At 45.1% G+C, this 21797-nt stretch carries 15 protein-coding genes; 10 read left to right on the top strand and 5 right to left on the bottom strand.

Annotated features, from left to right (window positions below; all coding sequences use genetic code 11):
• Nucleotides 1-52 precede the first annotated feature (52 nt).
• The 4 genes from MHB64_RS28885 to MHB64_RS28870 all read left to right on the top strand — a co-directional run bounded on the left by MHB64_RS28885 (nt 53) and on the right by MHB64_RS28870 (nt 3760).
• The gene (locus MHB64_RS28885) at nt 53-880 is read left to right on the top strand and encodes a formate/nitrite transporter family protein (protein WP_094877329.1); all 828 of its coding nucleotides are present in this window, start codon (nt 53-55) and stop codon (nt 878-880) included.
• 433 nt (nt 881-1313) lie between these two features.
• Nucleotides 1314-2534 (top strand): MFS transporter, encoded by a 1221-nt coding sequence (locus MHB64_RS28880; protein ID WP_341135904.1) that lies wholly within the window; start codon nt 1314-1316, stop codon nt 2532-2534.
• Nucleotides 2535-2604: 70 nt separating this feature from the next.
• Nucleotides 2605-3135 (top strand): GNAT family N-acetyltransferase, encoded by a 531-nt coding sequence (locus tag MHB64_RS28875; RefSeq protein ID WP_094872100.1) that lies wholly within the window; start codon nt 2605-2607, stop codon nt 3133-3135.
• Nucleotides 3116-3760 (top strand): MOSC domain-containing protein, encoded by a 645-nt coding sequence (locus tag MHB64_RS28870; RefSeq protein ID WP_341135903.1) that lies wholly within the window; start codon nt 3116-3118, stop codon nt 3758-3760. Before MHB64_RS28875 ends, MHB64_RS28870 begins: the two co-directional genes overlap by 20 nt.
• Nucleotides 3761-3854: 94 nt before the next feature.
• On the opposite strand, the gene MHB64_RS28865 is transcribed toward MHB64_RS28870, so the two are convergent.
• Complete coding sequence (locus MHB64_RS28865; RefSeq protein ID WP_094872103.1) at nt 3855-4403, bottom strand: GNAT family N-acetyltransferase; 549 nt, start codon at nt 4401-4403, stop codon at nt 3855-3857.
• 230 nt (nt 4404-4633) lie between these two features.
• Here MHB64_RS28865 and MHB64_RS28860 point away from each other — a divergent pair, with 230 nt between their 5' ends.
• On the top strand, nt 4634-6340 hold the full coding sequence (locus MHB64_RS28860) for a glutamine--tRNA ligase/YqeY domain fusion protein (protein ID WP_094872105.1): 1707 nt from the start codon (nt 4634-4636) through the stop codon (nt 6338-6340).
• A 180-nt stretch (nt 6341-6520) separates the two neighbouring features.
• Here MHB64_RS28860 and MHB64_RS28855 read toward each other — a convergent pair whose 3' ends face one another.
• Nucleotides 6521-7753, bottom strand: a complete 1233-nt coding sequence (locus tag MHB64_RS28855; RefSeq protein WP_373455852.1) for an MFS transporter — start codon at nt 7751-7753, stop codon at nt 6521-6523.
• A gap of 369 nt (nt 7754-8122) precedes the next feature.
• Between MHB64_RS28855 and MHB64_RS28850 the strand changes: the two genes are divergently transcribed.
• The 4 genes from MHB64_RS28850 (at nt 8123) to MHB64_RS28835 (ending at nt 15159) form a co-directional block, all read left to right on the top strand.
• Nucleotides 8123-9979 carry an ABC transporter ATP-binding protein gene (locus MHB64_RS28850; RefSeq protein WP_094874784.1) on the top strand — a complete coding sequence of 619 codons (1857 nt, stop codon included), beginning with the start codon at nt 8123-8125 and terminating at the stop codon, nt 9977-9979.
• Nucleotides 9909-10595 carry a response regulator transcription factor gene (locus tag MHB64_RS28845; RefSeq protein ID WP_094874785.1) on the top strand — a complete coding sequence of 229 codons (687 nt, stop codon included), beginning with the start codon at nt 9909-9911 and terminating at the stop codon, nt 10593-10595. The genes MHB64_RS28850 and MHB64_RS28845 overlap by 71 nt, the downstream gene beginning before the upstream one ends.
• Entirely contained in the window at nt 10582-11634 is a 1053-nt protein-coding gene (locus tag MHB64_RS28840; RefSeq protein WP_341135902.1) for a HAMP domain-containing sensor histidine kinase, read from the top strand. The genes MHB64_RS28845 and MHB64_RS28840 overlap by 14 nt, the downstream gene beginning before the upstream one ends.
• A gap of 105 nt (nt 11635-11739) precedes the next feature.
• On the top strand, nt 11740-15159 hold the full coding sequence (locus MHB64_RS28835; RefSeq protein WP_341135901.1) for an S-layer homology domain-containing protein: 3420 nt from the start codon (nt 11740-11742) through the stop codon (nt 15157-15159).
• A gap of 91 nt (nt 15160-15250) precedes the next feature.
• Here the strand turns inward: MHB64_RS28835 and moaA are convergent, their stop codons facing one another.
• Nucleotides 15251-16252, bottom strand: a complete 1002-nt coding sequence (moaA, locus tag MHB64_RS28830; protein ID WP_094871097.1) for a GTP 3',8-cyclase MoaA — start codon at nt 16250-16252, stop codon at nt 15251-15253.
• A 415-nt stretch (nt 16253-16667) separates the two neighbouring features.
• Here moaA and MHB64_RS28825 point away from each other — a divergent pair, with 415 nt between their 5' ends.
• Nucleotides 16668-17360, top strand: coding sequence for a TorD/DmsD family molecular chaperone (locus MHB64_RS28825; protein WP_094871099.1), 693 nt, complete (start codon nt 16668-16670; stop codon nt 17358-17360).
• Between the two features lie 177 nt (nt 17361-17537).
• Here the strand turns inward: MHB64_RS28825 and MHB64_RS28820 are convergent, their stop codons facing one another.
• Nucleotides 17538-20675 carry an efflux RND transporter permease subunit gene (locus MHB64_RS28820; RefSeq protein ID WP_094871101.1) on the bottom strand — a complete coding sequence of 1046 codons (3138 nt, stop codon included), beginning with the start codon at nt 20673-20675 and terminating at the stop codon, nt 17538-17540.
• A 114-nt stretch (nt 20676-20789) separates the two neighbouring features.
• A complete protein-coding gene (locus MHB64_RS28815; RefSeq protein WP_341135900.1) occupies nt 20790-21707 on the bottom strand; it encodes a TetR/AcrR family transcriptional regulator in 918 nt (305 codons plus the stop codon).
• Nucleotides 21708-21797: the final 90 nt, after the last annotated feature.

The raw sequence follows: 21797 nt of genomic DNA, 5'->3' as shown, positions 1-21797 counted from the left end.
AATGGTCGTAAAGGAACAAATTTTAAGTAAATAGATGAAGGGGATAGGAATCATGGCTTATAATAAACCGCAGCAGATTGCCGCAGTCACGGTCGAGAACGGCATAAAAAAGGCGCATAATCCTTTAAGCACCGTACTAATTCTGGGCTTTCTGGGAGGAGCGTTTATCGCGCTCGGATTTTTACTGGATATTCGCGTTATTGCTGGCGCACCACATGAATGGGGATCCATCGCTAACTTTATTGGAGCAGCTGTCTTCCCTGTTGGGTTGATTCTAGTACTGCTTGCAGGGGGAGAACTACTGACAGGCAATATGATGGCTGTGCCACTTGCTTTTATGGCTAAGAAGATATCCTTCTGGGAGGTTGTTAAGAATCTCGTATTGATTACCCTAAGCAATCTGGCGGGAGCTTTGTTTGTAGCTTACTTTTTCGGTCACGTGGTTGGTTTAACCTCTGACGGTGTGTATTTGGAAAAATTAGTGGAGATGGCAGGACATAAGCTTGAAGCAGACTTCTTTCCGGCATTTGTTTCCGGTATAGGTTGTAACTGGCTCGTAGCTTTGGCGGTATGGCTCTCCTATGGAGCAGATAACTTCAGTGGCAAAATCCTCGGCATCTGGTTCCCGACGATGGCTTTTGTAGCTATCGGCTTCCAGCACGTTGTAGCCAACATGTTCTTAATTCCCGCAGCTATTTTTGAAGGTTATTTTTCATGGGGAGAGTACTTTAACAATTTTGTTCCGGTATGGCTAGGCAACTTGACGGGTGGTGCAATCTTTGTTGCGGCAGCTTATTGGATGGCTTACCTGCGTAAAGAGCCTGCATCTATTCAGTCCGTGGACAGCATGTCCGGCAGCGGTGTAAAGAAACACGCCTAAACCTATCTTATAAAGCACTCCTTAGAATAGTCGAGGGGTGCTTTTTGCTGTATAGACAAATAAAATCCGCCGTGATGTATCCGAGCTCGGGGGAACGAAATCGGACGCACGGCGAATTTTAAAAGGGGGAGTGTTTCTAGGCTCTATTACCCCGGCTTTGTAATAATGAAACACTTCATTATCGTTCAGTCTACTTTACGGACGACAGCGGCAACTATAAAATATAAATAGATAATAAAAATAGGGCGGACAGTGGACGTGAACGGTGCCGCTTTTTTCTCAGCGACGTTAGAAGTTAGCCCTAAATAAGAAGTGAAGTATACTAATACTTTATCACGATAGCACGTCAATGCGTCTGCTTGCCCTGAACCCTGTTTTGGGATAATACTGGATGGAATAATGACACATATATTACAGGGGATGTACACTACTTATGAAGTTTTTACAGAATTATCCTAAAGAAGTTAAGATATTTTTAATTGCTAGCCTTATTAATGCAACGGGTAGTGCACTGATGTGGCCACTGGTTACGATGTATGTTTTTGATGAGCTTGGACGCAGCATGTCGGATGCTGGATTAGTGATTCTTATTCAATCGGTTGGAGGGATTGTGGGTCAACTACTCGGGGGCTCACTCTATCATAAGGTAGGCGTTAACCGGCTGATTGTTGGAGCGCTGGGCATGAATGCACTTGCACTGTTCACTTTGCCGGCAGCAAGTAACAACTGGACGTTATTTATGGTCGCGATGGGACTGGTAGGGCTCTTTAATTCACTGTCATTACCTGCGATTCAGGCATTTATCGGCTTTCGTTTTACGAAGCAGCGCGGAGAGCTGTTTAATGTTATTTATGTCGCCAATAATATTGGTGTAGCACTGGGTACGGCGTTAAGTGGTTTTTTGGCCGATATTTCTTATATGCTCAGCTTTGTGATGAACGGCGTAACTTCTGCGGTATTTGCGGTATTCTTTTTTGTATATCTCAAGAAAGTCGGAGGAGATTCTTCGCAGGAGGTCGCAGAACATCAGAAGGCTGGTCCTGACAAACAATCCACCTGGAAGCTAATGGGGCACACACGAATTTATTTTTATATGGGTATTGCCTCGATGTTCCTACTGCTAGGTAACTCTATCTGGAATACAGGAGTATCTCCTTTTATTATTTCTGAGGGCTGGCCTAAGAAGACTTATGGTTTTCTCTGGACGCTTAACGGAATTCTCATTCTTGCGGCTCAGCCGCTCGTAACAGTAATTAAACGTTGGTTCGCATCTACCTCAACGGCGCAAATGACAGTAAGTGCTCTATTTTATTTAGGAGGGTATGCTGTTCTTTTATGGATGCCGACTTATTCAGGTCTAGTGCTTGGGATGGTACTCGCTACGCTTGGGGAAATGCTGATATCTCCGGCCATGCCTTCCTTTATTTCAGATCATGCAGGTCGCAGTGCTCCTTTCTATCTAGGTCTAAGTGGAGGAATGGGGGCAGTCGGTAGGGTGATTGGGCCATACTTAATGGGTAGATTATACGACAGTGGAGGTCTAGCGCCTACCGCATGGTTGGCATGTGCGATGGCACTGCTGTCCGTAGGATTCTTTATCGTTCATGCGTATATCAACCGCCGAGGAAATTCATTGGAGCGGTCAATAGGATAGTTGAGCATAGTGGATTCAAATGATCTACTGTGAATTCTATAGAGGTGCAAGGCAAGGGGTGTACATCTTTATGAAACTTAGCAACAGGGACAGGTTTATAATAAGGTTCTCAGAAATTAAAGACGTGCGGGAACTGATTCATCTGGATCATATGATCTGGACGGAGGACACTAGCCCGGGGCCATTAATCTGGCGTTCCCAAGAGGATTACCTACTGAATGCTCCCCCGGGTTCGCAGCTAGTAGCGCTAAAGGATGACAAGCTATGCGGATATGTTGGGTTTGGCTGCCCTAGTCGAATGGAGAGTAACAGGCATGTGTGCGAGGTCAATATTGCTGTTCATCCGGATTATCAACGTTTAGGTATTGGCCGGCAGCTCATAGAGGCTATTAAGGAACATGCCGCAGATAATGCCATTCGTAAGTTGCGTCTACGCGTATTATCCTGTAATGAATCAGCGCTTTCTTTTTATCGTAAATGCGGGTTTGTGGAAGAGGGACGTCTGCGGGAGGAGTTTTATCTTGGCGGTCGATATGTGGATGAAATATTTATGTGCTGTATGCTGGCAGGAGGAGAAGGATATGGAGATCATCTCGCTTAATGTGGGGCGGCCGGTAACAGTGGATTATCGGGGGAAACCTTTGGAGACTGGAATTTATAAAATGCCTGTAGAAGGATCAGTTCAGCTACATGCCAATGGTTTTGTTGGAGATGGTCAGGCGGACCTGAAACATCACGGGGGCCCTGATAAGGCAGTTTGTGCCTATCCCATCGAGCATTATCCCTACTGGCAGCGGCAGCTTGGGAAGAAACTGGATTACTCTGCCTTTGGAGAAAATATAACAACGTCAGGCTTATTAGAGACAGACGTGTGCATTGGCGATGTGTACGAAATAGGTACCACTGTGCTACAGGTCAGTCAGCCGCGTTATCCTTGCTTCAAAATCTCACAAAAGCATGGCCCCGCAGATCTCCCGGCTCAAGTGCTGGACACTAGATATAGCGGATTTTACTTGCGTGTGCTTCGTGAAGGAAAGATTTCAACCGGAGATGCTATTGTCAAAAAAGAAAGTGGAGCTGGCGGTGCGTCCGTGGCGCATGTACTACATTTAATGCAAGTAGGGCTGCAAGAGGAAGCTGCACTGGCAGCTCTTGCGGAGCTAGGAACTCTCTCCGCCGTAGTTCGGAACAAGTTTCGAAAACAGCTGGGTCTGCCGGAGAGTTAGACACTATCTACAAATCAAAATAAGCCTGGAGGCGTATGCCTTCCAGGTTTATTTTGAATTATGAGCTTATGTGTATTGCATGGCTTAGCCTAACTTAGCCGAGCAGCTGCCATTCACTACGCAATAAACCGTATACGGCATGGTTGACGTAGCCATCAGGCAGTTTCTCTGCCTGTCTAATCACACCCTCAAGAACAAAACCAAGTCGTTCCGGGATCGCCCGGCTGGAAACATTTCCGGTCGCGCAGCGAATTTCTACACGTTGCAGCTCCATTTCCAATAGTGCATAGTCCACTAGAACGCGACAGGCGCTGGTCATATAACCTTTGCCTTCATAACCTTCACCTAGCCAATAACCAATCCCTACGGAGCGGTTATGCCAGTCAATTTGATGATACCCAATGATGCCAGCCAGCTCGCCGCGAATCCAAAGCCCGGCGGTGAAGCCGCCATTTTCGGTGCCTTGTTTTGTAGCATTTTTGATGAAATTAAGGCTGTGATCCTGTTCCGTAACGGCGTCCACCCAAGGAAGCCATTGCCTAAGCCGTTCCCGCGAGCGCTCCACTAACGCGAATATGTGCCTAGCATGCTCAGGCAGGAGCGGCTTTAACATCAGCTCTTCATCGATGACATAATTAAACAAGCGGTTGCCTCCTTTTCGGCACAAGGCCTTATGTATGATTATGGATTATTTCTTATGATTATCATGCTACTCTATCGCCCGCAGAGAAGTCAAAAGGTCTAAAGACGCTAAAAAATGATCCTGACCTTGTGCCCCCTTTTATTGAACAATCTAGAGTTAACGGGTATATTAGTAGGAAACATGTTTATACAAGAAGTAGTGTAACACTACAGAATGAAAGGTTGATAGCTGTGGAGAACCGTACTACCCCCTCCAATTTTATTAAAAATGTTATTACCGAAGACCTCCGTACAGGTAAAGTAAAGGAAGTTGTCACACGCTTTCCGCCGGAGCCGAACGGTTATTTACATATCGGACATGCCAAGGCGATCTGGATTAACTTTACACTGGCGGACGAATTCGGTGGTAAGACTAATCTAAGATTTGACGACACGAATCCGGCCAAAGAGGATATGGAGTATGTAAACTCCATTCAGGAAGATGTAAAGTGGCTCGGTTATGAATGGGAAGAGCTGCGTTTTGCATCTGATTATTTTGAGGAAATGTACAAACGTGCCGAATTATTAATTACAAAGGGCAAAGCCTATGTCGATGACCTCAGTGCGGATGAAATTCGTCAATTGCGTGGAACGCTGACGGAACCAGGAAAGAACAGTCCGCATCGCGATCGTAGCATCGAAGAGAATTTGGATCTGTTCCGGCGTATGCGTGCAGGCGAATTCAAGGACGGTGAGAAGGTTCTTCGCGCCAAGATCGATATGGCGTCACCGAATATTAACCTGCGTGATCCTGTCATTTATCGGATTACACATGCACATCACCATAACACAGGCGATAAATGGTGTATCTATCCAATGTATACCTTCGCTCATCCGTTAGAAGATGCTATTGAGGGGGTTACCCACTCCCTTTGCTCACTTGAATTCGAAGATCAACGTCCATTCTACGACTGGGTTGTAGCTGAATGTGAGATGCCAGCTGTCCCTCATCAATATGAATTTGGTCGTCTGAATCTGGCTCAAACGATGACTAGTAAGCGTAAGCTGAAGCTGCTTGTAGACGAAGGACATGTAGACGGTTGGGATGATCCACGGATGCCTACGATTTCTGGTCTACGCCGCAGAGGATATACACCGGAAGCGATTCGTAAATTCGTATATGAAGCAGGGATCTCCAAGAGTCAGGGTCTGGTGGACCTGCAAATGCTGGAGCACTTTATTCGTGAGGATCTTAAGCTAACTGTACCGCGTACTATGGCTGTGTTACGACCGCTTAAGGTTGTAATTACCAACTATCCAGAAGGTCAAACGGAATGGCTTGAAGCGGAGAATAATACAGAGAATGAAGAAATGGGTGTACGCCAAATTCCATTCTCGCGTGAAATTTATGTGGAACGTGATGACTTTATGGAGAATCCGCCGAACAAATATTTCCGGTTGTTCCCTGGCAATGAAGTACGTCTGAAGCATGCTTATTTCATTAAATGTAATGATGTTATTAAGGATGAGAATGGCGAGGTAGTGGAGCTGCATTGTACGTATGATCCAGAAACGAAGAGTGGAAGCGGGTTTACAGGCCGCAAGGTAAAGGGTACGTTGCACTGGGTTGAAGCTAGCCAAGCGGTTCCTGCGGAATTCCGTCTATATGAGCCTCTGATTTCTGCTGAAGAAGCGGATGAAGCTGTGGAGGTTGAAGGTTTGGATTCCTCGGTAGAGAAATCGGAGCCTAGTTTCTTAGATCAGCTAAATCCTAAGTCCATAGAAATCCTGCAAGGGTTTGTTGAACCTGCGCTTAAGGATAGCGTGGCTCAGGATAAATTCCAGTTCTTCCGTCATGGCTATTTTAATGTGGATAGCAAATATTCGGCGCCTGGACATCTTGTATTCAATCTTATCGTTTCACTGAAGAGTTCATTTCAGCCTCCTAAACAAGGCTAAACAGATAAATTAATTAAGGTAACAACAAAGCAGGCTCAAACGTCCCGAATAGGTACGTTTGAGCCTGCTTTTTGTTGAAAATATAAGAAAGTATAAGTTTTGCACCTATACTTCATGTCTTATATTTCTCGCTTAAACGCTTACCGTCCTTATAAGGACGCCGAAGGCGTTTATACTTGATTATAATGCTTCAATGTCGAAGATCTCTTCATCTTCCTCTGAAGGGGGACGATACCCGCCGCGGCTAACAAAGAGCCACATGAAACCAAAGCCAAGCGTTCCAATAAGCGTCAAGAATACACCTGTCTGATACATGCTTTGTGCACCCAGATACTGATACATCCAACCTCCGAGAATACCTCCAATGAAACCGGATATCCCACTCCAGCTTAGGGTGTAGAGTGCTTGTCCGGAAGAGCGATAAGGACGTGGAATCAGGAGCATCGTCAATTGGGTGCCTACATAGAAAAAGCCGCCGAACGTTATGCAGTGTAAAATTTGAATGAACACCACTTGAAGGGCAGTAGTCGCATCAGCCATAAACCACCAACGCAGAACGAACAAACCGCTGACCAATGCAAGCCAGCCGAGCAGAACAGAAATTTTACGTTTCAGGAACCGGTCACAGAGAACGAATACGCCTACCTCCAAAATGGAGGAGAGGAATACGGCAAGACCAATCATTTTTTTAGAACCGCCCAGATCCGTAATATACAAGGATATAAATGTAGTGTTCATAGTGTTTGGTATGGATACCAGAATACCAAACACTAAAAAACACAAGAAAAAAGGATTGAAAATCAACTTACCTAAGCCCTTATACGGCATCGGAGCTCTCATAATGGTATGGTTTATTTTAGGTAATACAAGAACGGATAGGATTGATGCACCTAGTAACGCTGTAAGAAGATAGGTCAAGATGGATACATCAGCCCAATCCAGGATAAAGCCGGCGACAATCGCAATCAGTGCCCACCCTATTGAACCCCAAAGCCGGAAAGAACGGAAGCGCTGATTAGTTCCATCAATATAGCTGAGAATCATCGTGTTGCTTTGAGCAAATAGTGGTCCTTGGAAGAAATAGAACAAAATAATGGCGTTGTAGATCGTTTCATATGTATTTGCTCGAAACATAAACTGTGAGCACACTAACGTTCCGAATAACATTAGCAAAACGATACGCCGTATATTCTGAGAACGGTCTGTTAAGAACGCCCAAAATGGATTTGCAAATATGGATACTAGCGCTCCCATAGAGAATAAGACACCAATCTCTAATTTGTTCATCCCTACATCCAGCAGGTATAGTTGAAAGAAGCTGGTGAAGAGGACCATGGTTCCATATACAAAAAAATTGAACCATTTTAAAGACGTGATAGAAGATGGAATAACGCCTTTTCGCAAATGGTTCACTCCTTTCTCACTAAATATCTTGCATGGAGTAGAGTGGCCAATAGTAGGCCCTTCTATCACTGTAACACGTGTTGAAAAGGGATACAAACACCCTTTTTTACTTTTTTTCATTATTTTGGGTTTTATTTATGTTTGAGACGATAAGCGACAAAAAATGCGTGAATGCGTGCGTAGAAGGTACAAACGCTAAGTGTAACGGGCGTTATTTTGGCCTGTGACTATTCCCGCAGAATGAGAACTGACAAGGCATTATTGTCTGATCGGCGCGTTTAACTTCAGTTTACAATCTGCAGATAGGATGGGTGTAAGGCGAGAAAGATATTACTATGCTTTTTTCGTAGAGCTATTAAGAAAAGGGGAGTCATTGTCATGAAGAAATCCGAATCCAAGCGAAAGATGGCGCTGAAGCCGTTCTTGACGCTATTAAGAGAAACCAAGCCTTCATACGGCTTATTGGCTATAGCCATTGCGTTAAGCATGATATCGACATTGGTCAGTCTGGTCATCCCGATGTTCACTAAGAACTTGGTGGATGGCTTTTCTCTGGCCTCCGTGAGCAAGCTGCAAATTGCGGGTATAGCAGCTGCATTTATTGCGCAGACCATTGCGGGAGGGATCTCTATCTATCTGCTCAATTATGCAGGTCAGAAGATGGTTGCAGGTCTGCGGGACCGACTGTGGCGTAAATTTCTAGTTCTGCCTGTGGCTTATTATAATGACAACCGAACGGGAGAAAGTGTCAGCCGCATGACGAATGATACAGGGATTATCAAAACGCTAATTTCTGAACATCTAGCCAGCTTATTTACCGGAGTGATTTCCATTGTAGGTTCGATCTCAGTTCTACTATTTTTAAATTGGAAAATGACACTTGTTCTATTCACTGTTCTTCCACTTTCTGCGCTGATACTAGTACCACTTGGGCGGCAGATGTACAAAATCTCGAAGGGTATGCAGGACGAGACAGCTTCTTTTACTGCTACACTTAGTGGTGTTTTATCTGAGATCCGTCTGGTCAAATCCTCAGGCGCAGAGAAAAAAGAGTACGAGGCAGGCAAGGCTGGAATTATGAACCTGCTTTCTTTTGGTATTCGTGAAGGCAAGATTAGCGCGATGATCAGTCCACTTGTCTCCTTTGTTTTTATGATGCTGCTTGTGGTCATTATCGGTTATGGTGGGATGCAGGTATCTTCCGGCGTCTTGACGGCTGGAGAACTAGTCGCCTTTATTCTTTATCTTATTCAGATTATTATGCCACTTACTCAACTGACTACGTTCTTCACACAGATTCAGAAAGCTAAGGGTGCCTCTGAGCGTATTATTGAGACCTTGGCAGCAGAAGAGGAAGTATATGAAGGACAGGAAGAGGCAAATGGCGAAGAAGGTCCGATCTCAGTAGAGGGATTAAGCTTTGGATATAAAAATGGTGAGAAGGTATTGAATGATGTAAGTTTCCAGATGCTTCCTGGTCAGGTGACGGCTATTGTCGGACCGAGTGGAGGCGGTAAGACCACGTTGTTCTCCTTGCTAGAACGTTTTTACGAGCCTCAGTCAGGCCTGATTAAGCTGGGTGACAAGCCAGTATCTACATTCTCACTGCGTTCGTGGCGGAAGCTTATAGGGTATGTCTCGCAGGAAAGTCCACTGCTTTCAGGTACGATTGCTGAGAATTTAACCTACGGATTGGATCGTGACGTTAGCAGGGAGGAGATGCACGCAGCAGCAGCAATGGCTTATGCAGATGGCTTTATTGATGCACTTCCTGAAGGCTATAATACGGATGTCGGCGAAAGAGGCGTGAAGCTGTCTGGTGGACAGCGGCAACGGATTGCTATTGCTAGAGCACTGCTGCGGAACCCGAAGATTCTTATGCTTGATGAAGCCACTTCCAGTCTGGATAGCCAATCGGAAGCCGTGGTGCAGAAGGCACTGTCCAATTTGATGGAGGGTCGGACTACGATTGTAATAGCGCACCGTTTGGCTACAGTTGTAAATGCAGAGCAGATTATTTTTATGGAAAAGGGTCAAATTACCGGAATGGGAAGTCATGAGGAGCTACTGGAAAACCATGAATTATATCGTGAATTTGCCACCCAGCAGCTACAGATGAATAACCCCGAGATTCAGGACATTAAAGAGGAGGCTCCAGTGCTGTATGACAAAAATACTAGTAGTGGACGACGATCCGCACATCCGCGAATTGGTAGAAGTATTTCTGAGAGCTGAAGGAATGGATGAGATCTATGGAGCATCCGATGGACTGGAGGCTCTTCAGATTCTGGAAGGTAATAACATAGATTTAGCTATTATTGATGTAATGATGCCCAACATGGACGGCTGGGAGCTATGCCGGCGGATGCGCCACAACTATGATTTCCCGATTTTAATGCTGACAGCCAAAGGGGAAACCTCACAAATTGTAAAAGGCTTTGAGCTGGGTAGTGATGATTATCTGGTCAAGCCATTTGAGCCGGTTGTACTTATTGCGAGAGTAAAGGCGCTGCTTAAACGATATCAGATTTCGGCCGCGCAAAGTGTGACCGTAGGCCGATTGCGTATGAATCGTAAAACCTACGAGGTCTCCTCAGAGTATGGGGAAATCACCTTGCCGCTTAAGGAATTTGAGCTGTTGTTTAAGCTGGGCAGCTATCCGGGGCAAACATTAACAAGAGACAGGCTGATCGAAGAAATTTGGGGTTATGATTTTGAAGGGAATGAGCGGACGCTCGATGTGCATATCAATCGTTTGCGTGAACGGTTCAATCAGGATAACTATGGTTTCGTTATTCGTACGATCCGCGGACTAGGGTATCGGCTGGAGGCTGAGTATGAATCAGTTTAAGGAGATTCTTAAGCGGATTGGGATGACTTTTGTGTATTTTGGTGGCGTTGGGATTAGCTGGAGTGCAGCTTATTTCCTGATGAACTGGATATATAGCAGGGTTGGGCGTCCCTCCTCGGAGTATGTTGTTCAATTAATCAGTGTGATGGTCGGTATTGTAATCTTGTTCCTGATGGCATTATTAACCTCAAAGTTTTTTCGGGGCTGGGAACGTGTTTTCTATAACTCGATCATCGAAGGTTTAGGGCGTATTGCTAAGGGTGATTTCGATGTGGTACTGGATAATAAAAAGGACTACAGGGAATTCGGTGAAATTGTAGAGAGTATCAACGTAATGGCCAGCGAGCTGAGCCAGATGGAGACTATGCGTCAGGATTTTATCTCCAATGTATCGCATGAAATCCAGTCTCCGCTAACCTCGATTCGGGGGTTTGCTCTTGCACTTCAGGATGAGACTGTAAGTGTGGAGAGTAGAAGGCATTATCTTAATATTATTGTGGCTGAGAGTACCCGTGTATCTGGGCTCAGTGATAATTTATTGAAGCTGTCCGCGCTTGAATCGGGCAATTTCCCGTTTGAAAATCAGGTTTACCGTCTGGATAAGCAGCTTCGTGATACCATTCTGGCTTCCGAGCCCCAATGGCTGGAGAAAAATATAGAGGTAGAGGCCGAATTGGAAGAAGTAAACATCAATGCGGTTAAAGATTTGATGAGGCAGGTTTGGACCAATCTCCTGCATAACAGCATCAAATTTACTCCACAGAGCGGTTGTATTCATATTAGGCTTCGTATGGTGGATGAACGGGTAGAGGTAGAGATTCAAGATAGCGGGATTGGTATCTCGGAGGAAGATTTGCCTCGGGTCTTCGAGCGTTTTTATAAGGCGGACAAAGCTAGAACTGCAAGCGGTGGCGGCAGCGGACTGGGTCTATCATTGGTTAAAAAAATCGTTGAGCTGCATGAAGGAAGGGTAACTGTAGCTAGTCGTCCTGGGGAAGGAACGGCGTTCACGGTAAGCCTGCCAGTTCGAATAAAATAAGGTTTACACAAACATGTAACAAATTCCGACATGTCTTTACAATCTTCTACTATTCTAAATAAAGAATAATAGAAAATTAAAAAGTCATCGGAGGGTTAAATCATTTTGAAAAAGAGAAAAGTTCGCGTATTTTTAACTAGTTCGCTTGCCGTATTATTGTTGAGCCCTAACCTAACGCAGGCAGCATACAGTGCTTCTGCTCAATCAACGCCTGAGTTCACGACAACAGCTTCTGAACATTCAGGCAAGTGGATGACAGGTGAATATCACGCACATACTTTTGAATCGAATGATGCTCAGGAGTCACTGAAGAGTATCCTCGATGCTGCATTTGAACAAAATGGTTTTGACTGGATGGCACTGGCTGACCACCTTCGGGTATCTGACCGGGATGACGAAGGGGTGAATCTGCCCGGCGGCTCCATTCCGATGTCTCAAGGCATTATAGATTATCAGAATGAGAAAATTAAGAAGTTACAAGCAGAAGGCAAATACGCTGGTAAAATCATTTTTTCTGGCTTTGAGTGGGATATGCCCCAATATGATCATGCTGCGGTTGGGATTGTTACAGATCATCCAGGGTCTGCAGAAGCTTTGAAGGCTATTAATCAATTTGAATATTTATTTACTAATCGGGATGTAAGTATGTTTGATCCGGCAGATGTGGCTAAGTGGAGTACGGCAGATAAGAGATCTTTTTCTACAAAAGAAGATACTCGCACAGCTATGAAATGGCTAAGTAGTCATTATCCAGATAGCTATGTACTGATCAATCACCCCTCCAGAAAAAATGGTACAAGCTCGGAGCTTAAAATAGAGGATATCCGTGATTTTAACAATATCGATCCGAATCTTGTCTTCGGCTTTGAAGGTATGCTGGGCAATCAGATGGCGAGTGATCGGGGAGAGACGCCTGAGACTTACGGAGGTACAGACGTCAAAGTTGCACAGCTTGGAGGAATGTGGGACGCACTGCTGGGTGAGGGACGCAGATTTTGGAATTTTGCTAACTCAGACTTTCATTTCAAAACAAAAAATGATCAATTTTCTAGCGGTTACTGGCCTGGTGAATATTCCAAGAACTATACCTGGGTGGATGGCTCCGATATTAACGCTGTCGTAGATGGCATGCGGTCAGGGAAATCCTTCTCTGTTTTTGGGGATCTCATCAACGCATTAGAGTTTAACGTGTCTGGAGATGGACAAGAGGAAGAAATGGGCGGCGAACTGGACGTAAAACAAGGGGACGACCTAGAGCTTACGATCCGTTTCAAAAGTCCACAGCAAAATAATAATGGCGACGCTGTTAAGGTAGATCATGTAGATTTAATCTCCGGTGAAGTCCATGGCAAGGTTGATCCAGGCACACCTGATTACACCAAAGCGACTAACGATTCAACACAAGTGTTGAAACGTTTCACAAGCGAGGACTGGACTACCGATTCCGAAGGCTACAATGTTATTAAGTATAAGGTAGAGGCAGTGGACAAGGATCGTTACTTCCGGTTAAGAGGAACTAACCTGGGAACTGATGTTGCAGGAGAAACGGTTAACGGCGAACCGCAGATTGATCCAAAAAATAATACTTTCGATAACCTGACTCGTTTCGAAGAAATCAATGCCCGTAATTATAGTGATATGTGGTTTTATTCCAATCCGATTTTTGTGGATGTGGAGTCGTACACCGATCAGCAGGCAGTTAATGATACTATGACTGAATTAGATCTAGGAGATACAAGCGCAGTAACTTCTGATCTAACGTTGCCTACAGAAGGCAAACACGGGACAAGTATTGTGTGGAAAAGCTCCAATCCGGTCCTGATGACGAATGCAGGTAAAATCACCTTCCAACCTAAGAAGGATACGAAGCTGACCTTAACAGCTACAATCCAGCGGGGATTAGCTACGGAAACGAAGGCTTTTGAAGTAACGCTGAGCGGAGATGATCGTATCACCCCATTGGCCCTTCATAGCACATTAAAGACTGAGAACGGACAATCTTATTTAAGTGGTGACTGGACGAATCAGAGTGTTTCTGTAAGCGTGTATGCTAGCGTATATATTCCTGGTGCGGATGTATCCATTCAATTGGCGAACGATGTAAACGGCAATTTCCTACCCTATGAAAGTGGGAAAGTGGTTGAGATTTCGGAAGAAGGCCAACATCAACTGCAATTTAAAGCAACGGATTCTTTAGAAAATACGACTACACTGCCCATTGCTGTGAATATCGATCGTACAGCACCTGTGATTACCCTGAAGGGGGATAGTCATCTGAATCTGACCCAAGGGAATGGCTTCAAGGACCCGGGCGCAGAGGTTGCGGACAAGGTTGGGATTGCGGGGGCTATCCTGGTGACAGGAACAGTGGATGTGCAGACTCCAGGAACCTATAAACTGAAATACAATGCCACAGATTTGGCTGGTAATGCGGCTACTGAGGTTGTACGCACAGTAGTTGTAACCGCGGGCACTGGCAGTGGAGGGGGAAATAATAACGGAGGAGGCAGCGGACCAGTTCCAACTCCAGCTCCTACCGCGACGCCATCTCCTACAGGGCAGCCCGCTACAACTCCGCGTGTGGAATTGGAGGTAAAAGCACAGCAGGGAGGAACGGGCACACTTAAAGACGTGGGCAGCTTTACGATTCCGGCTGGAGCGTTGTCTGGTAACAGCGAAATTTCCTTTTCGGTTGTTGCTACTGGTGAGACACCAGCTAAAGGCGATCTTCAGGCTGTGAGTGTAGCCGTTGAGCTTACTAGCGGCAAGACGGGCATGCTCAATAAACCTGTAGAATTGTCTCTGAATTACGATGCTGCTCAGATTACATCAGGTCATAAAGCGGCAATCTACTATTATAACGAACAGCTTAAAAAATGGATTTACGTGGGTGGTCAAAGCCAAACGGCTGGGATTATAACTGCAAATGTGAATCAGTTCGCTAAATATGCTGTATTTAATTATCAGGCTCCATCGATTACTGATTTGAATAATCATTGGTCTTCTACATTTACAGACCGTCTAATCGGAATGGGTGTTATGAAAGGGTATGAGGATCATACCTTCCGTCCGAATGAGGAGGTTACCCGCACACAGTTTGCGTCTATGATTGTACGGGCGCTAGGTTTGCAATCTATGGGTAGCACGATGAAATTCGCGGATCAAAGTGCGATTCCATCTTGGGCTGCAAATGATGTAGCAGCGGCGGTAAATGCCGGAATCCTTCGTGGATATGAGGTAAATGGCAAAATGTTCTTCGAGCCTTTGGAGAAAATTACCCGTGCTGAAATGTCAGTTATGCTCGCCAATGCTTTGAACGCTAATGCCCATAAGCAAACGGATAAAGAGGGGAACTTCGCGGATCTTACCTCCATTCCACAATGGGCACAGGTATCTGTAAAAGCGGGTGTTGAAGCTGGTATTTTGGGTGGATTCGCGGATCATACGTTCCGACCTGAGAACCATGCTACAAGAGCGGAAGCAGCAGCGACCATTTACAAGCTGCTCGAGGCCCTGTATCTATAAAATATGGATGGCGAGGCCATCCTTTAATCTCTAATTGAAACGCCGCTTTTCCCAATTGTTTTGGGGAGAGCGGCGTTTTTAATAAGACAGACTAACCTCCGATTTGAGACATACGCCGAGTCGTCGGCGTGTGGCTTTGTGCTTTTTTCTCCAAGGCTAATGCCATTTCGTGGTTATGCGGCTTGTTACCCAGAGCTTTGCGGAATAAGGCCTGCACTGCTGCAGGATCGCTTATTAGGGGACGGACATTGTACTCGTCTTCCCAATACAGACAAGCTTTGATATGGCCATCTGCAGTTAGTCTTAGACGATTGCAGTTATCGCAAAAGTGATCGCTTACGGGATGAATTAATCCGAACGTTCCTTGCGCTCCAATAACCCGCCGATTCTGGGAGGGACCATTGCCAGAGGGCATCTCTGCCTCCACGGTTTCCCATCCAGCTTCAGTACAGGCATCAATAACGGTCTCCAGCGGCAAATAGGATTGGCGCCAAGAATCAGTAGCACTTCCGATAGGCATATATTCAATAAAGCGTACATTTAGTGGACTGTTCAGCGTAAGGGAGATGAAATCCTTGATCTCGTCATCATTAATCCCTTTCATTAGTACAACGTTAAGCTTGATCGGCGCCAGCCCAGCAGCTTGTGCTGCCTCAATCCCCTTTAGTACCTTGGAGACCTCACCGCCGCGTGTAATCATAGCGAAGCGATCTTGCCGTAATGAGTCTAGGCTGATGTTCACACGTGTTAGTCCGGCTTGTTTTAACAACTTTGCTTTAGCTGGTAGCATTAATCCATTTGTAGTCAGTGAAATATCGTCGATCCCCGGAATGGCAGATATCATAGCCACTAGCTTTTCGAGATCTTTGCGTACAAGAGGTTCTCCACCGGTTAACCTTACTTTACGTAACCCGAGAGGGGCTAGCGAATCCACCACTGCGGTGATTTCCTCATAACTCAGAATCTCGTCCTGTGGCTGGAATTCCATCCCTTCCGCTGGCATACAATAAATGCAACGCAGGTTGCAGCGGTCGGTAACCGAAATGCGGATGTAATCGTGTAAACGCCCAAAAGGGTCCGTCAGCGGCTCCATAGCGTTGCTCCCTTCAATTGTCGGTATAGTGAATGCTTCTCTCCTTAAGAGGTGATGAGGGCTGTTATACTTGTTTAGAATTTTAAAGATCACTTGAGGGTACGTCAATGAGCAAAGTAGTGGACGTGTTAAGCACCCCCTAATTAAATAAGGAAGGTTATGATTTTATTGCATAATTATGGACAAACTAAATAGAATGATGAAGCCGAAATAGTCTTGCGAAAATGTGACAAAAGTACGACAAATGATGTGATTAGTCATAGAATGCTCACGGAAAGCGTTTTAAATATCCGATATAATCTAGGTGCGGATTACTTTATTCTTTCACTTTTGCGAAAACAGAAAGGATACCGGGAACTTCACATCGTAATGTGACGGTGTGTGACCGGGAAACCCAATGAGGAGGATTTGCAAAATGACTATGCAAACTGTTCCATCGCTCGCCGTGCCGGAGGCATTTAGCCATTGGTTGGAAAGTCGGGGATTAATATATCAGCTTTTAGTGGATTTTTTGGGTAGAAAACCATCACTCTCCCTTGTGGCTCAGTGGAGCCGCAATCGCAAGATGAGTGTTGCTGCAGAAATGACGGAAGGCGGGCGGGAACTGAAGCGTTATCTGAGTCAGGAACCGAACCAGCTCCTGAAGATATGCGAGAAAGAGTGCCTGGAGTATAAACGGCTTATGCACGAACAGACAGTAAGCTCTTTTAAATTACGTGAAGCTGCTATTCTGGGTCGTTCTGAAGATTTCTGCAACGTGCTTGCTGATGTGTATACTTCCGCAGGAATTGTTTTTAACAAATGTAATGGTGAAGCTGATGATCATATTGCTATTGAGCTGGAATTTATGGCAGTAATGCATGAGCGTATGTTGTATAATAGCTTTTCCATTAGAAGTGCTATGGAACTGCTTGATATTCAGGAAGCCTTTTTGGAAGAACATTTACTGCAATGGACCCCACAGTTCTGCGACAAATTGAATGCAGCAACAGATAGTCCGTTGTATCTGGGGCTTTCCCATATGCTCGCAGAATTTCTGCCCCTTGATCTACAAATGCTGCGTTCCTGGAGAGCTTCACTAGAGAGCAGTGCAACAGCAATGCTATAAGAACACTATAATACAGAGCCCGGCCTATAAATTAGGTCGGGTTTTCCTTGCTGTGGAAGTGTAAATAGCGATTTAAATGAAGGTCCAAGTAAAAAAGAAGCTGTCCCCTAAGTAGTATTCACTACTTTGGAGACAGCTTCTTCATTTAGCATGTTTACTTGATATGCATCAAGTGTTCTAGTCAATTACCTTTTTACTGCGGAATTTCATCAGGAACTCATACACGACTGGTACTACTACAAGTGTCAGTAGCGTGGAACTGATCAAACCGCCGATAACAGTAACGCCTAGTCCTTTGGAGATGATCCCTGCACTGTTTTCAAGTCCTGTAACCAGTGGCAGCAATGCGCCAATCGTTGCAAGTGCAGTCATCAGGATTGGACGTAAACGTGTGCCGCCTGCTTCAAGCAAGGCTTGACGTGTGGTCATTCCTTCTTTTTCCTTATGAATAACGCGGTCGATGAGGACAATGGCATTCGTGACTACGATACCAATCAACATCAGCGCACCCATGAGGGAGGAGACGTTTAAGGTTTCTCCAGCGATTAGAAGAGCCACTAGTACCCCGATAATGGTGAAAGGAAGTGAGAACAGGATAGCAAATGGAGCTAATCCACCGCCAAATGTAACCACAAGCACGAAGTAAACGATGGCAATAGCAGCCGCCATAGCGATACCTAATTGACCAAATGTGTCATTGATCTGCTCGGTTACACCACCGAAGCTAACTGTTACACCGTCAGGTAAGTCCATAGCATCTACTTTTTCCTTCACGAGGTTAGAAGCACTGTTGACGTCACTTGAAATAATCTCGGCAGTGACATCCACCTTCATTTTACCGTCCATCCGAGTAATCGAGTCTGGGGAAGACCCATTTTCAATTTTAGCGACTTGCCCGATTGGCACGGAGATGCCTAGTGGGGAAGTCAATGTAGCTTCTTCCATTTCTTTAATGCTCTTATACGTTTCTTTATCAGTTTCGATATAGACTTTGTAGTTCTTGCCGTCCATTTCTACTTCTGTGAGTACTGGACGTGTACCTGCAGGAGCAAGCTTCATCGCAATTTGTCCCGCTGTAAGTCCAAGGGAGCTAAGCTTTTCTTGGTCCGCTACAATCGTATATTGATCGTAAGCTTCTTTGAGACTTGTTTCTCCATCTTTGAAATTAGTGGTATCAGCCTGCACGATTTTGGCGATCTCATCTGCGACTGGCTTGATTTGATCTAAATCATCTCCGAATACATTCACGGTTAGTGAGCTTCCACCCATACCTCCGCTCATCATCGCAGACATATCGCCCCACACACCATCTGGGACTTCTGCGGTTAAGCCCTCGATCAACTTCTCTTTCACGGATTCGAAATCAGGAGTTTTGCTATCATAAACGATGAAGAAAAGTCCCGAATTGCTCGATCCGCCCATACCCATAGGGCCGCCGCCGCCGATGGAATATTGCATTTTATCTACATGCTGTTGCGCTAAAATATATTTCTCTGCTTTCAGACCTTGCTCTTGGACTTCTTCAGTTCTTTGCCCAGCCTTCGGTGAGTAGGTTAGCATAACCGTTTTATCCTCTTGGGAAGGCATAAAGCTAACGCCGATAGGCTTGATCAGGAACAAGCTACCCGCAAGGAGCAGAACGGCTACTCCGAACGTAACGAGTTTATGGGAAAGACACCAGTTCAGAATCTTTTGGTAACCGGCAGACATTCTGTCTGGTTTCTCACTATGCGTCTTCTTACCTTTCAATCCGTTCCGGAACAGGGAGTGCGCCATTGCAGGAACTAGGGTAATCGCAACTACCAATGAAGCGAGCAGGGCGAAGACCATGGTTAAGGCGAAAGGCAAGAACAGCTCTCCAACCATGCCACTTACTAAAGCAAGCGGTAAGAACACTGCGATGGTTACAATTGTAGAGGACATGATTGGTACGAACATTTCACGTGTGGCTGCACTGATTAATTCCCGGCCTTTTAGCTTCTCCCCAGATAAGGAGAGTCGCCGGTATATGTTCTCTATGACTACAATCGAGTCATCGACTACCCGTCCGATGGCAACGGTCATCGCACCAAGGGTCATCATATTAAGCGTAATGTCCATTTGACGCAGACATAACACTGCGATCAGCAATGATAAAGGAATAGAGATGATAGAAATGATCGTCGAACGAATATTCCGCAGGAAGACCAAAATGATAATGACTGCGAAAAGGGCGCCAAATACCGCTTTGGACAACATTGTATTTACGGAGTCCTCAATCGGCTTACCTTGGTCAAGCAGAACTGTAAGGTCAATGCCTTTATATTGTGCTTTTAATTCTTCAGTTTTGTCCTTAACACCATTTACGACATCAACAGTGTTGGCATCGTTGGCTTTGACAATCTGGATACCGATCGATTCTTTACCATTCGTACGGGAGATCGATTCAGAATTCCCAACAACCTCAATTGTAGCAAGCTCTCCCAGCTTCACGGTCGGCAAGCCCATATTTGCAGCTCCGCCAGCAGCGCCTGCACCGGCAGCGCCAGCTCCAGGAGCTCCAGCACCAGCAGCACTCGCAGCACCAGTTGGCATTACTGGAATAGTCACATTTTTAAGATCCTCAACGGTGGTGATGTTGCCATCCACGACAACTGCCTTTTGAGCTTTGTCCATCTCGAACAGTCCTAGTGGAACGCGGAGGGAAGAGCCTTGAATAATCCCTTTAACCGTATCTTCTGTCAGTCCGTATTCCTTGAGCTTCTCTTGATTGAACTTAAGCGAAACTTCTTTGACGTATTGTCCAGAAATTTGAATAGAAGCAACACCCTCAACATCTTCAAGGGCGGGGCGAATATCGTTCTCGGCAATACGGGTTAGTTCTTCGAGATCTTCTGAATCCCCATTCGATAAACTAAGGGAGACTACAGGCATTGAGCTAAGGCTAAACCGGGAAATGGAAGGCTTTTGCACATTGTCCGGCAATGAGACCTCATTTAGCGCTTCGCGAACTGCTGCTGTAGCATTATCCAGATTCGTTCCATAATCAAACTCAATTTGAATACTGGAGGCATTCTCCAGAGAAGTGGAGGTGATTGTCTTTACGCCATCCACATTGCGCAGTTTTTGCTCTAATGGTTTGCTGACATCATTAACAACGCCTTCTGGTGCAGCCCCCGGATAGATGGTTGTTACGCTAAGATAGGGTATACTAATATTAGGTAGGGTTTCTTGCTTCATTGTCAGTCCGCTGTACAAACCGGCAAATACAATAATTATCGTCAGAAGCCAAATGGCAAATTTATTTCTGAGCGAGAAATTAATTAAGCTTTTCATAAGTTTTGTTTCTGCTCCTCTCGGGCCTTATCTTTACGAAATAGGGCGCCATTTTGAAAATTTATAATACTCACTATCCATTTTCTTCTCTCTCACGAACTCTTTATAGAGCAATTAACGAAATACGCATGAATGATTTGAAAAAGAGGTAACCAGCTTCCTCAATTCTTCCAATGGTGTAGTGAGCTCTGAGCAGGATTGGAGGTTGGACAACATCCCCTGTATGATTGCTTTGCGTGGGTGTGGTAAGAGAACCTCGCCTTCTAGAATGTTGAGTGATTCCAGTAAATCGGCTGACTCTTCGGGAACAATACTATCTAATTTACTGACCAGAGTCTTCATGTCCTTAATGATCTGTAGTGGGTTTTTTCGCTTACTCTCCTCATTCTCTTCCATCCAGCTTGCTAAAATAGTCGAGTTGATGAGTGGAGCCTGCTTACTTGTAAGAAGACCAGCTACAATAATATCCAATAGATTCATTAGATGATCAGCCATAACAGCAAGGGACAAATGGGTGTCCTGACGAAAAATAACCGCAATATACGATTTGATTAGTCCATGACCTACAATACATAAATCTCCGGTATAGGGAACGATCTCTTTTCCATAAAGGGTCTCCATCTTCACCTGAAACCAGCGCAAGAAGGAAGCATTGTTTCTGCGCAGCCATTCCGGTACTTCAGTATCAAACCCTTTTCCGGCAACCTCCTGGATCTGACGCTGCAAGAACTCACGTAATTCGTACACATGACTCAGTAGAATTTCTATTTGATTCCTAAGCTTCTCACGCGGTGTTCTTTGGGTTTCTTGTTCTTCACGTAATAAGGGATCACGAATCATTCGGTAACAATAGAGAAAAATGCTGCGTTCCAGCTCCTCTTTTGATTTGAATACTAGATACAAGCTTCCCTTCGAAATTCCGCATAATTCGGCGATCTCTTGCATAGACGTGGAGGACGAGCCTTTCACAGCGAATAATTGCATGGCGATCTTAATAATCTGTTCCTGCTTGTCCATCGTTTTATCACTCATTGGGGAATAACCTCCTTTCTGACTACTCAGTTCTATAATTGACTAATCGGTCAAAATAATTATATTCGATCCATCCTGTCATTACAAATT

The sequence above is a fragment of the Paenibacillus sp. FSL K6-2859 genome (assembly GCF_038008265.1).
Classification (GTDB): Bacteria; Bacillota; Bacilli; order Paenibacillales; family Paenibacillaceae; genus Paenibacillus_AQ; species Paenibacillus_AQ nitricinens.
Note: the sequence above shows the minus strand (reverse complement) of the source record. Positions and strands in the feature narration are given on the sequence as shown.